Raw genomic sequence first — 12,691 nt, 5'->3', positions numbered from 1 at the left:
TTTTTACTCTTTGCTTTTCTTAGTAAGGACCAGATACAACACCTGATAACTGGCACTGATGCTTCCGTCGATGCAACGGGATGGATAAGCCTGCTGAACTTTTTGCCAGCGTTGTTTACCAGTTAAGGCTTTATTACGGCCTTGGGTGACTGTATTGGCGCCTAAATCTTTTAACTCCCGAGCCAAAGCCAGCACATCCGGATACGACAGCTGCACCTGTTCAGTCAGAAGCTCTAAGCCTAATTCCGGATACTGCTGTTGTACTTGCTGAAAGAAGCTTAATGGCAAAAACTGGTTGATATGCTGATGATGATCCACCTGTGCCCATGCCTGTTTAAATTCCTCTAAAGTGCCATAGAGCAAGGTACTGATCACAGCTGAACCACCAGGTTTTAATACGCGGTTGATGTCTCGCAGCACCAGCTGTGGTTGTTCGCACCATTGCAACATCAGGCTGGAGAAGACCCGGTTGATGCTTTCACTCGCTACAGGTAAAGACTGAGCATCAGCCTGAACTACTAAAGTGGCATGTAGTGCTTCCCTGGTTTTTTGTAACATGTCATGACTTAAATCCAGCGCTATTAAGTCGGTGCAATGTTGTTTTAACTCTGGATGAAACCAGCCAGGGCCAGAGCCTAAATCCAGCAACAATCCATCTGTCGGTTTTAATAAACTCAAGGCTTTAGCTGCAACCAGCCGTTGTAAACGTGCAGCCTGTTCATAACTTTCACGGGCACGACCAAAATGACGGGCTATATCGTCCGTTAAAGCCAGCGCATTCATATCAGTTGCTCCAGCTTTTGCACTAAACATCGAATATCGTCGCTCTGATGTAAGGCGGACAAGGTAATGCGTAACCTTGCGCTGCCCTGCGGTACTGTGGGTGGTCGTATGGCGCTCAGCCAAATGCCTTGTTTTTTAAGCGCTGAGCTTATCAACATGGCTTTGTCTGAATCGCCAATAATCAGAGGTTGTATCGCGGTGTTTGATGGTAATAAACTGAAACCAGCACCAGCAGCAAGAGTTTTAAACAGCTGAATATTATCGTTCAGTTTGTCTCTGCGCCACTCTTGACTACGGCTTAACTCAACAGAAATTTTCATCGCCCAGCACAAAGCCGGAGATAAGGCTGTGCTGTAAATATAATGCCGGGCAAACTGGCGCAAATAATCAATCATGGTGGCTGAACCTGCCAAAAAAGCACCCTGACCTGCTAAGGCTTTGCCAAAGTTGGCCATCAGGCACAACATATCGCCGGATTGAAGGCCTTGTGCATCCCAGCTACCTTTGCCTTCATGCCCCAACACACCTAAAGCATGAGCATCATCCAATAGCAAATCAGCTTTGTTTTTTTTACAAAGTGCAGATACAGCGGGTAAATCCGGACTATCGCCATCCATGCTAAATACGCCTTCGGTCACCACCAAAGCTGCAGGGTAACGTTGTAACAACATGTCCAGCGCTGCTAAATCCTGATGAGGGAAACGTTTATAGCCCGCATCAGCATGTAGAGCCGCATCAATCAAGGACGCATGGCAAAGCTTATCTAAAAGCAGCTGATCGGTTTTATCCGTTAAATGCTGCAGCATCACCTGATTGGCAGCAAAACCAGAAGAAAACAGCAATACATCATCCACGCCCAGCCAGTCGCATAGCTCATCGGATAAAGCACGATGGGCATAATGAAAACCTGTGACTAAAGGCGAACCTGAACTACCCACCCCAAAACGTTCAGCCCCTTCGGCCAGAGCTTTGATCAGCTGTGGTTCTGTGGCTAAACCCAGATAGTCATTGCCGGAAAAATTGAGATAAGCACCTTGCTTGTTTTGCAACAACCGACCCTGATACGAATCAATAGCCGGATGCTGCCGATACAAGCCAGCTGCTTTGCGCTCCAAAATCTGCTGCGCAAAGCGCTGTAACCTGTCCATAGATAAACTTAAACCGCGCTGTGGAATAAAGACGGCGTATTTTGCTCTTTAATAGCGTCTGCCAAAGCCGCTTCATGGGCTTCGTCTGATACATCATGACGCTGCTCAGGCACAATGCCCAGCTTGGCGAATAACAACATATCGGCATCCGCTTCAGGGTTTTCTGTGGTCAATAACTTATCACCATAAAATATCGAGTTAGCACCTGATAGAAAACACAGCGCCTGCATTTGTTCGTTCATGCGAGAGCGACCCGCAGATAAACGTACATGACTTTGCGGCATCATAATGCGGGCCACCGCTATAGTGCGGATAAACTCAAAGCCATCTAAGTCTTCGACGTTCTCCATTGGCGTGCCCTGCACTTTCACCAGCATGTTAATAGGCACACTTTGTGGGTGCTCCGGCAAATTTGCCAGCTGCATTAAAAGCGCAGATCTGTCGTTTGCCGACTCGCCCATGCCCACTATGCCACCACAACAAACTTTCATGCCGGCATCACGCACATGCTGCAGCGTATCTAATCTGTCCTGATAAGTACGGGTGGTGATAATTTCACCGTAGAACTCAGGCGAGGTATCCAGGTTATGGTTGTAATAATCCAAACCGGCTTGTTTTAACTCCTGCGCCTGACCTGCATCCAGTTTACCCAGCGTCATACAGGTTTCTAAACCCATCTCTTTTACGCCTTTGACCATTTCCATCAAAAATGGCATATCACGTTGTTTTGGATTGCTCCAGGCAGCGCCCATGCAAAAACGGCTGGCGCCTTTGTCTTTAGCGGCTTTGGCCTGAGTTAATACTTTTTCGACTTCCAATAAACGTTCACGCTCAAGACCAGTATTGTAATGGCCGCTTTGAGGGCAATATTTACAGTCTTCAGCACAGGCGCCGGTTTTAATCGACAACAAGGTGCTGATCTGCACTTCGTTAGGTTTAAAAAACTGACGATGCACTGTCTGGGCCTGAAAGACTAAGTCATTAAAAGGCAATGCAAATAATGCATTTACTTCCGCCAGAGTCCAGTTGTGACGAAGTGGTAAAACTGCAGACATAAAATTCCCCGAAGACAAGCCACAGACAAATTGTGGTCTTTTAAATTTTCCGTTAGTCTATCGGCCCTTAGCGCCATGTCAACGCCAACCAGTTCACAAAGTTTACTTCAGGTTATTTTATGAGCATAGATCGTGAGTTTGACCGTCAGCATATCTGGCATCCCTACACCTCTTTAAGCACACCTTTGCCTGTGTATCCTGTGGTTAGCGCCCATGGCTGCGAGCTGATGCTGGAGGATGGCCGAACCTTGGTTGATGGCACTTCATCCTGGTGGGCTGCTATTCATGGCTACAATCATCCTGAATTAAATGCAGCTCTGGTGACCCAAAGTCAGAAAATGAGCCATGTGATGTTTGGTGGTATTACCCATCAGCCTGCAGTAGATCTGGCGAAGTTATTACTGCAGATGGTGCCACAGGGTTTAACTAAAGTCTTTTTTGCCGACAGCGGCTCTATATCCGTCGAAGTGGCGATTAAAATGGCGCTGCAGTACTGGTTAGGTTTAGGTCAGCAAGAGAAAAACCGTTTACTGACAATCCAAAAAGGCTATCACGGCGATACCTTTGCCGCTATGTCGGTCTGCGATCCAATAGACGGCATGCATTCGATGTTTAAAGATCAAATTATTCCGCAGCTCTTTGCCCCAGCGCCACAAAGTCAGTTTGATGGAGAATTTTTGCCTGAAGATGAGCAGGCTTTGACCGCTTTATTTGCACAGCATCACCAGCACTTAGCGGCTTTTATTCTCGAACCTATATTGCAAGGCGCCGGTGGTATGAGGTTTTATCATCCGGATTATTTAAAACTGGCGCGTAAGCTGTGCGATCAGTATCAGGTGCTACTCATTGCCGATGAAATAGCCACAGGTTTTGGTCGGACCGGGAAATTGTTTGCCTGTAATCATGCAGACATCAGCCCGGATATTATTTGTCTGGGCAAAGCCTTAACAGGTGGGTATCTGACGCTTGCCGCGACTTTGTGCAACGACAAAGTCGCAGACGGCATAGCACAAGGCGCAGTGCCAGCTTTAATGCACGGCCCTACTTATATGGCCAATCCACTGGCTTGTGCTGTGGCGCTAAAAAGCCTGCAACTGGTGCAGCAGAATCAATGGCAAGCTCAGGTTGCAACCATAGAGCAGCAATTAAAATTGGAACTTAAACCCTGCCGTTTATCGCCTTATGTCGCTGATGTACGGGTATTGGGTGCTATAGGTGTGGTCGAGATGAAACAGAATGTCGATGTGGCGGCGATGCAAAAAGCTTTTGTTGAACTGGGTGTCTGGATCCGGCCTTTTGGTAAGCTGCTGTATCTAATGCCGCCTTATATCATCAGCCCAACACAGCTTTCAAAACTGACCTCTGCATTGTGCCTTTTGAGCCATCAGGTCCAGCAAAAAGACGTAAAAGCCTTACCAGGGGCTTAATCAATAGTCGAAAACACAAACAACACCACGGCGCTTAAAAACAGCAGAAAAAATAAGTTTAAGCGCCAGCCATCGTCACGGCGTCTATTGCGAAACTGATGCAATACCAAGGTGGCTGCAGTAAATACCAGACACCAGCGCACTAACACTTCCAGCTTTACCACAAGTTCCCTATCCCATTCCTGTTCAATGGCAATGCCCCAGTACTGCACCAGACCACTGTTAAACTCAGGTTTGGCCACATGCGCCAATGCCAGACCCATAATCAATAAAAACCAGGCGCCCAGATTCAGCATTGCCAATAGCAACATCAGCCAATCTGCGCCTTTACGACGCTCTTTTGGCTTAAGATCGGGCTCTGAAGCGCTCATTTTGGAATTCCTCACAATTTTTACTTGTGTTCAGTCTTTGCCTCAGTATGATGTCTGCTTTTGGGTTTTTACAGTTTCTTAAGTAAGTTGGAGCAGGTTGCATGACGCATGCAGTAATCAAAGATGTGCTGTCTGGCCAGTATCAGGTGGGCGATACAGTCACAGTAAAAGGGTGGATCCGCACTAAGCGTGATTCCAAAGCCGGGATTTCATTTTTAGCCGTGCACGACGGCAGCTGCTTTGATGCAGTTCAGGCCGTTGCTCCGGCTGATTTGAATAATTACGAAAACGAAGTGAAACGTCTGACGACAGCCTGTTCTGTCATTGTGACTGGTACTATCGCCAGATCAGAAGGTCAGGGTCAGGCTTTTGAAATCCAGGCATCTACTGTTGAAGTAGTTGGCTGGGTTGAAAACCCGGACACCTACCCTATGGCACCAAAACGCCACAGCATGGAATACCTGCGTGAACAGGCGCATCTACGTGCCCGTACTAACATGGTTGGTGCTATCACCCGTGTACGTCACTGCTTAGCTCAGGCTATTCATCGTTTCTTCCACGAACGTGGTTTCTACTGGATCAGCACGCCTATCATTACAGGTGCTGATGCTGAAGGCGCTGGTGAGATGTTCCGTGTTAGTACGCTGGATATGGAAAACCTGCCACGCGATGATAAAGGCGCTATTGATTACAAACAGGACTTTTTCGGTAAGGAAACTTTCCTGACGGTATCAGGCCAGTTGAATGTTGAAACTTATGCCTGCGCTTTGTCTAAGGTGTACACCTTCGGTCCGACCTTCCGTGCTGAAAACTCAAACACCACCCGTCACTTAGCTGAGTTCTGGATGATTGAACCCGAAGTGGCTTACGCTGAATTAAAAGACGTGGCGCAGCTGGCTGAAGACATGCTGAAGTTTGTGTTTAAAGCAGTATTGGAAGAACGTGCTGACGATATGGCGTTTTTTGCTGAACGTGTGGACGAAAATGCAGTCAGCCGTCTGCAAAACATGATCGACTCAAGTTTTGTTCGTATGGATTACACAGACGCGGTTGAAATTCTGAAAAACTGCGGTAAGAAATTTGATTACCCTGTGGAATGGGGTGTGGATTTACAGTCTGAACACGAACGCTACTTAGCTGAAGTGCATGTAGGTGCTCCAGTTATTCTGCAAAACTATCCAAAAGACATCAAAGCCTTCTACATGCGGATGAATGAAGACGGCAAAACTGTGGCTGCTATGGATATTCTGGCACCAGGTATTGGTGAAATCATAGGCGGCAGCCAGCGTGAAGAACGTTTAGAACAGCTGGATGCCCGTATGGACCAGATGGGTCTGAATAAAGAAGATTACAGCTGGTACCGCGACCTGCGCCGTTACGGCACAGTGCCACATGCTGGTTTTGGTTTAGGTTTTGAGCGTCTGGTGTCTTATGTCACTGGTGTGGGCAACGTACGTGATGTCATCGCCTTCCCTCGTACACCAGGCAATGCTGATTTCTAAGCTAGAGCTGTTAAAGCAAAAAGGCCTCATTTGAGGCCTTTTTTCTGGCATTAAACTGACGAAGCAGCTTTAGTTACGCACCCTGTTAAAAGCCGGTTCTTCAAAGTACTGATAAAACTCGTTTTCTAAGGCTTGCTTGCGTTCAGTCTGATAAGAGGTCGCTTTGGACAAAGCGACACCGAAGACCTCAAGGTAACTTTGCTCCATCAGTTGCTGTAACAAAGCTTTATCGACCAGTCCCAGTAACTCCCCTGCATAAAAAAAACCTTCAGCCCTGTGTTTTAATGCCAGTACGTTCTGACCAGCTTTTTTCGCCTGGAACAGCTGGTCAAACTGCTGCCTGACCTGGTTGATAAAAATACTGCGTTGATCCATGGTCTGATTTCAATCCTTCGGGCTCTAATTACTGGTAATCGCTGAAAAACTCTTCCACAGCCAAAGGTGCTTTGGCCGCAACTTCCTGCGCGCAAGTACCTAAATACAGAAAACCAACAATTTCATCGTCTTCACCCAGCTCAAAAGCCTGCTTTACGAATTCATACTGAGTGTAAGCGCCTGTGCGCCAGATACCACCGAAACCCTGGGCAAAAGCTGCCTGCTGCATCGCCATCACAGCACAAGCGGCCGACTGGGTTTGCTCATATAAAGGAACTTTAGGGTGATTAACACATTTGGCGATACAAACAATCACCATAGGAGCACGCAAAGGCAACTGCCGGGCACGCTCGATCAGTTCATTGGCAACAGACGGATCTTCCTCAAGCGCAGCTTCGGCAAAAATATCGCCTAACTTCTCCAGAGACTTTTTGCCATTGACCACTACAAAACGCCAGGGTCTTAAATGACCATGATCAGGCACCTGCAAGGCGGCTTGTTTGATGATAGCCAGAGCTTCGCCACTGGGCGCAGGTTCGGTTAAACGTGCAGAAGAATAGCGGGTTGTTAATAACGTAACAGCATCCATATAGAAACCCTTTGATTTAGCTCAGTTAAGGCTACCAAACTTTATTTTGTCCATACAACAGCTTTTGCACTTGTAGTCGTTGTTTGCTCAAGGACTGGGCGGAATAATAGAATAAAGTCCGGATCAGGCCTGAAGCTGTTGATACAACAGCTGATATTGCAAGGCTGATTCTGCCCAACCAAAACGCTGTTGCATACCCCTTTGTTGCACTTCTTTGTACCATTCAGGTTGCTGATACAATTTCAAAGCTCTGTTTAAAGCCTCCAACAGTGCCTGTGCCGTTGGTTCAACAAAACCTATGCCTGTTGGCTCACTATCGGCTAAATCACGTACCGTATCTTTTAAGCCGCCCGTTAAACGCACCAGAGGCACAGTACCATAACGTAAGCTGTAAATTTGATTTAAGCCACAAGGTTCAAATAAAGATGGCATCAGGAAAAAATCACCAGCAGCTTCCAGTTGATGGGATAAAGCTTCATTAAAACCTTCAACAAAAACAAAACGTCCGGCGAATTTTTCGTTTAAAGCCTGCAATCGGCCAATATAAGCCTGATCCCCAGTGCCCATCATCAGCACTTGCGCATCGGCTTCAGCCAGCCATTGCTCCAAAGCTGGCAATAAATAAGCAAAACCTTTTTGTTCAGTCACCCGACTCACCAAGACAAAAAGTGGCGCCGTGGTTGGCTCAAGGCCATAACGCTGCTTCAATTCAATTTTACAGGCCAGTTTGCCTTTGAGTTTAGTGCGACTGTACTGAGCCGTCAGATACAGATCCGTCGCCGGATCCCACTGCTCATAATCACAGCCATTGAGAATACCGGAGAAATCCTCACCCCGGGCCTGATACAAAGCGGCCAGCCCATTTGCAGCAGGTTCAGACAATAATTCAGTGGCATAACCTTTGCTGACTGTATTTACTTTATCCGCATAAGCCAGACCCAAAGCCAGCATGCTTGAACCTGCCATAGCAGTGGATGGATAAACTTCAGTCTGAGCCCGGTCAGCCGCAGATAAAGCTTGCTGATAAGCGCCATTGTGAATGGTAAAGAGCATTTTGGTGCCAGGCAAAGCATGTTGATAAAACTGCTTTAAATAATAGGCCGCTATGCCAGTTTGCCAGTCATGACCATGAATAAGATCAGGGACCCAGCCTGTCTCCACACACCACTGCAAAGCCGCTTTGCAGAAAAATGCAAAACGCAACGCATTATCCGGATAGGCATCTTGCCCGTCATCATAAGGCCGTGGCCGGCCGAAATAGTCATGATGCTCAATCAGTGCCAGCGGCACTTCTGAATTTAACAGAGGACGGACAGCGCAGCCCTGAGGCTGTCCGCCCAAAGCAAAATAGACGGACTGCCAATTCTCTTCGACCGGAACAGAGTAAAGGCTGCCATAACGAGGCAGCACTACCTTGACTTCATGTCCCAACTTTTGCATTTCTGTAGCTAAACCCCGGCTGGCATCAGCCAGACCCCCGGTTTTAATTACACCTTCAAACTCACTGCATAAAAACAACACACGCATTGATCATTTCCCACTAAAGGCCGCTGTTTGATCTGCGGCCTTTACAGCCCCAGCATCAGTCAAATCCTACCATTGCCCCTTTTGGGATCACCACAACACCGTCAGCAGACACATGGAAACGCTGACGGTCCAGCACCGGATCTTCTCCAATAATGGTATTAGGTGCTATTTTCACATCTTTGTCGATGATAGCACGGCGTATACGGCAACCCCGTCCTATATCGTTATTGCCCATCAATACACATTTTTCAATGTAAGCATGACTGTGCACTACAGTGTTATATCCCAAAATAGACTGATACACGATAGCACCACTGACAATACAACCTGAGGCTACCATAGAGCTGATTGCCTGCCCTGTTCTGTTGGCTTCGTCATGCACAAACTTCGCAGGCGGCATAGGAGGTGTGTAACTGCGTAGCGGCCAGTATTTATTGTATAAATCCAGCGGCGGCTGCACTGAAATTAAATCCATGTTGGCTTCATAGTAAGAATCTATAGTCCCCACATCCCGCCAGTAGCCTTTGGAGTCCTCTTGCTCACCTCGGATCATGTTTGTCGAAAAATCATACACATACACATTACCTGCCGGGTACATCTTCGGAATAATGTTATGACCAAAATCGTGTTTTGAATCAATTTGAGCTGCATCTTCGTTCAGCACCTCAACTAAAGTTTTAGCGTCGAAAATATAATTGCCCATAGAGGCCAGCACATAATCAGGACGTCCCGGAATGGTTTTAGGATTTGATTTAGGCTTTTCTTCAAAACCGACCATTTTTCCTGTGCTGTCGACTTCAATGACACCAAACTCATGAGCCTGAGACACAGGCACAGGAATAGCAGCGACAGTCAGCAGCGCATTGTTCTGCCGATGAAAGTTTAACATCTGCCGCACATCCATTTTGTAGATATGGTCGCCACCAAATACGCAGACTTGCTCCGGATCTATACCTTGGATCAGATGCAGATTCTGATAGACCGCATCTGCAGTGCCCAGGTACCAGTGCTTACCTGTTTGCATCTGCGCAGGAATAGGGTCAATAAATCTGTTGGTTAAACCTGTGACCCGCCATGCACGGCTTAAATGTTTCATCAGTGAATGTGATTTAAACTGAGTGATCACAAAAATCTGTAACAGATCTGAATTCACAAAGTTATTCAGTACAAAATCGATAATCCTGTAATTGCCACCAAAGGGCACTGCTGGTTTGGCTCTGACTCCGGTCAAAGGTGCCAGTCTGGTCCCTTCGCCCCCCGCTAAAATCATGGTAAGTACACCAGACATATAAGTCTCCCTGTTAATAAACCCGACAATTTAACTATTACTTTTTTATTCTGTTTTTGTGAAAGCAAAGCTGATACCACAACAGGCAACAGCCTGAAAAAATTGTTGTTTTCCAAATGAATCAACGCCTCTGTGGACATTTAATTTAGGAACAACAGATGACACAGGTATGACAAAATTCCATTTTGGTGCAGAGATTCGCTATTGCACCAGAATTGAACAGAACTTTTATGCATACGAATGCAATCACGACCTGAGTAATAGCGGGAATTAGGTAGGCTTAGCAAGTGAAAGTTAGAAAAATATATTTCATGGGGTCGATCAGAACAAAGCAATAAACAGGATAAACACAGTTCCACCCACTTGGTATTGGGTGGAACCAGTTCACTACAGAGGTTTTATTACAGACGGGCAGCCAGTTCTGCCCCCTGACGGATAGCCCGTTTTGCATCCAGCTCAGCGGCAACATCAGCACCGCCTATCAAATGCACTTGTTGGCCAGCATCCAGCAGTTGCTGATGCAAACTCCGTTCTGGCTCCTGTCCGGCGCAAATAATGACGTTATCAACTGCCAGGCAACGTTCCTGACCATTAATAGTGATCCAAAGACCTGCATCATCAACTTTGTTATAGCTGACGCCGGCCAGCATCTCCACGCCTTTTTTCTTTAACGAGCTGCGGTGGATCCAGCCTGTGGTTTTACCAAGGCCAGCCCCCACTTTGCTGGTTTTACGTTGCAGCAAAAATACTTTACGTTCTGAAGGTTGTGCTGGCGCATCAGCCAACAAAGCACCACGGCTTTGATAGTCTTTATCTATACCCCAGTCTTTTAACCAGGCTTCGGGTTGCAAGGTCAATGAATGAGGTTCTGTCAGATACTCAGACACGTCAAAACCTATACCACCTGCACCTATCACTGCTACATTTTGGCCAACAGGCTTATGATGTTTCAGCACATCCAGATAACTTAATACTTTAGGGTGATCAAAACCCGGAATATCCAGCTGACGGGCTTTGATGCCACTGGACAAAACCACATGATCATAACCGCCAGCAGACAAGCTTTCTGCTGTTTGCTCAGAATTCAGCTGCACATTCACCTTGTTGACTTTCAGCATCTCGCCAAAATAACGCAGCGTCTGATAAAACTCTTCTTTACCAGGTATTTGTTTGGCGTAGTTAAACTGACCGCCAATTTCACTGCCACGATCAAACAAAGTGACTTCATGACCACGGGAGGCTGCATAAACACTAAAAGCCAAACCTGCTGGTCCAGCCCCTACGACCGCAATTTTTTTCTTCGAAGCAGCTGTTTCAAAATTCAGCTCAGTTTCGTAACAAGCCCGCGGGTTGACTAAACAACTGGCGCGTTTTTTCTGAAATACATGATCCAGGCAGGCCTGATTACAAGCAATACAGGTATTAATCAGATGCGCCTGATCAGCAGCGGCTTTATTAACAAAATCTGCATCAGCCAAAAATGGCCGCGCCATACAGACCATATCCGCCTGTCCTGATTCAAGAATAGTTTCAGCTACTTGCGGGTCGTTAATGCGGTTGGTTGCAATCACAGGAATACTGGCATGTTTGCGAACTTGCTCTGTCACCCAGCTAAACGCAGCGCGGGGAACCATAGTACCAATGGTTGGCACCCGGGCTTCATGCCAGCCAATACCTGTGTTGAGCATAGTTGCGCCAGCTTTGGCTGCAGAAGAAGCTAAAGCTATGACTTCCTCGAAGCTGTTACCATCCTCCACCAAATCCAGCATCGACAAACGATAAATAATAATAAAATCTTCGCCACAGGCTTCACGCACCGCTTTTAAGATCTCCAGCACAAAACGGCAACGGTTTTCAAAACTACCACCCCATTGATCAGTGCGCTGATTGGTACGGCTGCATAAAAACTGATTCAGCAGATAGCCTTCCGACCCCATAATTTCCACGCCGTCGTACCCTGCCTTTTTGGCTAGTTTGGCGGAATGTGCAAAGTCAGCAATAGTGCTGCGAATTTGGCGGTCAGACAAAGCCTTTGGTTTAAAAGGTGTAATGGGTGATTGCACACTGCTTGGCGCAACACTAAATGGATGATAACCATATCGGCCTGCATGCAGCAGTTGAATACATATCTTGCCGCCATGCTGATGCACAGCTCCTGTCACCTTTTTATGTTTACCAGCCTGCCACCACCAGGTGAGCTGGCTGCCAAAAGGCACCAGATTGCCACGAAAATTCGGACTGATGCCCCCGGTGATAATTAAACCAACCCCACCTTTAGCCCGTTCAGCATAAAAGGCAGCCAGTTTATCAAAGCCTTGTTTTTCTTCTTCCAGGCCAGTATGCATAGAACCCATAATGACGCGATTTTTTAATTGAGTGAAGCCCAAATCCAGTGGGGCTAATAAATGCGGATATGCCACAACATTCTCTCTGGTCGTACCTGTTGAATGCAAAGAATGTAGCCGTTTTGCGGCGTTATCGCAAGAGATACCCAAAGTAATTGACGATGCAGCGAGGCAACAAGCGATCGAGGCCCCAGGAGCATAGTTGTCCTATGTGCAATTGGATTGAAGCGAGACCTCGCCCGTCATCGCAACAATCATTTGCCACAAACTACTGGGGTGAG

At 46.9% G+C, this 12,691-nt stretch carries 11 protein-coding genes; 2 read left to right on the top strand and 9 right to left on the bottom strand.

Features of this window, described 5'->3' with window-relative positions; genetic code table 11:
• Positions 1-3: 3 nt before the first annotated feature.
• The 3 genes from RHEIN_RS02625 to bioB are packed head-to-tail and all read right to left on the bottom strand — an operon-like array spanning position 4 to position 2,986.
• On the bottom strand, positions 4-783 hold the full coding sequence (locus tag RHEIN_RS02625; protein ID WP_008897418.1) for a methyltransferase domain-containing protein: 780 nt from the start codon (positions 781-783) through the stop codon (positions 4-6).
• On the bottom strand, positions 780-1,931 hold the full coding sequence (locus tag RHEIN_RS02620; RefSeq protein WP_008897417.1) for an aminotransferase class I/II-fold pyridoxal phosphate-dependent enzyme: 1,152 nt from the start codon (positions 1,929-1,931) through the stop codon (positions 780-782). Before RHEIN_RS02620 ends, RHEIN_RS02625 begins: the two co-directional genes overlap by 4 nt.
• A gap of 8 nt (positions 1,932-1,939) precedes the next feature.
• Positions 1,940-2,986, bottom strand: a complete 1,047-nt coding sequence (gene bioB, locus RHEIN_RS02615) for a biotin synthase BioB (RefSeq protein ID WP_008897416.1) — start codon at positions 2,984-2,986, stop codon at positions 1,940-1,942.
• 119 nt (positions 2,987-3,105) lie between these two features.
• On the opposite strand from bioB, the gene bioA reads away from it, so the two are divergent.
• Positions 3,106-4,413, top strand: coding sequence for an adenosylmethionine--8-amino-7-oxononanoate transaminase (gene bioA, locus RHEIN_RS02610; protein ID WP_008897415.1), 1,308 nt, complete (start codon positions 3,106-3,108; stop codon positions 4,411-4,413).
• On the opposite strand, the gene RHEIN_RS02605 is transcribed toward bioA, so the two are convergent.
• Complete coding sequence (locus tag RHEIN_RS02605) at positions 4,410-4,784, bottom strand: hypothetical protein (protein ID WP_008897414.1); 375 nt, start codon at positions 4,782-4,784, stop codon at positions 4,410-4,412. The genes bioA and RHEIN_RS02605 overlap by 4 nt on opposite strands.
• A gap of 101 nt (positions 4,785-4,885) precedes the next feature.
• Between RHEIN_RS02605 and asnS the strand changes: the two genes are divergently transcribed.
• Complete coding sequence (gene asnS / locus RHEIN_RS02600; RefSeq protein ID WP_008897413.1) at positions 4,886-6,286, top strand: asparagine--tRNA ligase; 1,401 nt, start codon at positions 4,886-4,888, stop codon at positions 6,284-6,286.
• A gap of 69 nt (positions 6,287-6,355) precedes the next feature.
• Here the strand turns inward: asnS and RHEIN_RS02595 are convergent, their stop codons facing one another.
• The 5 genes from RHEIN_RS02595 to RHEIN_RS02575 all read right to left on the bottom strand — a co-directional run bounded on the left by RHEIN_RS02595 (position 6,356) and on the right by RHEIN_RS02575 (position 12,485).
• Positions 6,356-6,661 (bottom strand): hypothetical protein, encoded by a 306-nt coding sequence (locus RHEIN_RS02595; RefSeq protein WP_008897412.1) that lies wholly within the window; start codon positions 6,659-6,661, stop codon positions 6,356-6,358.
• 28 nt (positions 6,662-6,689) lie between these two features.
• The gene (locus tag RHEIN_RS02590; RefSeq protein ID WP_008897411.1) at positions 6,690-7,250 is read right to left on the bottom strand and encodes an NAD(P)H nitroreductase; all 561 of its coding nucleotides are present in this window, start codon (positions 7,248-7,250) and stop codon (positions 6,690-6,692) included.
• Positions 7,251-7,373: 123 nt separating this feature from the next.
• Positions 7,374-8,777: a glycogen synthase gene (locus RHEIN_RS02585; RefSeq protein ID WP_008897410.1), complete on the bottom strand. Its 1,404-nt coding sequence runs from the start codon at positions 8,775-8,777 to the stop codon at positions 7,374-7,376.
• A 55-nt stretch (positions 8,778-8,832) separates the two neighbouring features.
• Positions 8,833-10,065 carry a glucose-1-phosphate adenylyltransferase gene (gene glgC / locus RHEIN_RS02580; protein WP_008897409.1) on the bottom strand — a complete coding sequence of 411 codons (1,233 nt, stop codon included), beginning with the start codon at positions 10,063-10,065 and terminating at the stop codon, positions 8,833-8,835.
• Positions 10,066-10,466: 401 nt separating this feature from the next.
• Positions 10,467-12,485, bottom strand: a complete 2,019-nt coding sequence (locus RHEIN_RS02575; RefSeq protein WP_008897408.1) for an oxidoreductase — start codon at positions 12,483-12,485, stop codon at positions 10,467-10,469.
• Positions 12,486-12,691: the final 206 nt, after the last annotated feature.

Origin of the sequence: Rheinheimera sp. A13L (assembly GCF_000217935.1) — a bacterium.
Classification (GTDB): Bacteria; Pseudomonadota; Gammaproteobacteria; order Enterobacterales; family Alteromonadaceae; genus Pararheinheimera.
This window is presented reverse-complemented; position numbering and strand designations above follow the sequence as displayed.

Bases quoted from the DNA above. Each gene is read 5' to 3' on its own strand.
- RHEIN_RS02625 (WP_008897418.1), bottom strand. From the start codon at position 783: ATGAATGCGCTGGCTTTAACGGACGATATAGCCCGTCATTTTGGTCGT.
- RHEIN_RS02620 (WP_008897417.1), bottom strand. From the start codon at position 1,931: ATGGACAGGTTACAGCGCTTTGCGCAGCAGATTTTGGAGCGCAAAGCA.
- bioB (WP_008897416.1), bottom strand. From the start codon at position 2,986: ATGTCTGCAGTTTTACCACTTCGTCACAACTGGACTCTGGCGGAAGTA.
- bioA (WP_008897415.1), top strand. From the start codon at position 3,106: ATGAGCATAGATCGTGAGTTTGACCGTCAGCATATCTGGCATCCCTAC.
- RHEIN_RS02605 (WP_008897414.1), bottom strand. From the start codon at position 4,784: ATGAGCGCTTCAGAGCCCGATCTTAAGCCAAAAGAGCGTCGTAAAGGC.
- asnS (WP_008897413.1), top strand. From the start codon at position 4,886: ATGACGCATGCAGTAATCAAAGATGTGCTGTCTGGCCAGTATCAGGTG.
- RHEIN_RS02595 (WP_008897412.1), bottom strand. From the start codon at position 6,661: ATGGATCAACGCAGTATTTTTATCAACCAGGTCAGGCAGCAGTTTGAC.
- RHEIN_RS02590 (WP_008897411.1), bottom strand. From the start codon at position 7,250: ATGGATGCTGTTACGTTATTAACAACCCGCTATTCTTCTGCACGTTTA.
- RHEIN_RS02585 (WP_008897410.1), bottom strand. From the start codon at position 8,777: ATGCGTGTGTTGTTTTTATGCAGTGAGTTTGAAGGTGTAATTAAAACC.
- glgC (WP_008897409.1), bottom strand. From the start codon at position 10,065: ATGTCTGGTGTACTTACCATGATTTTAGCGGGGGGCGAAGGGACCAGA.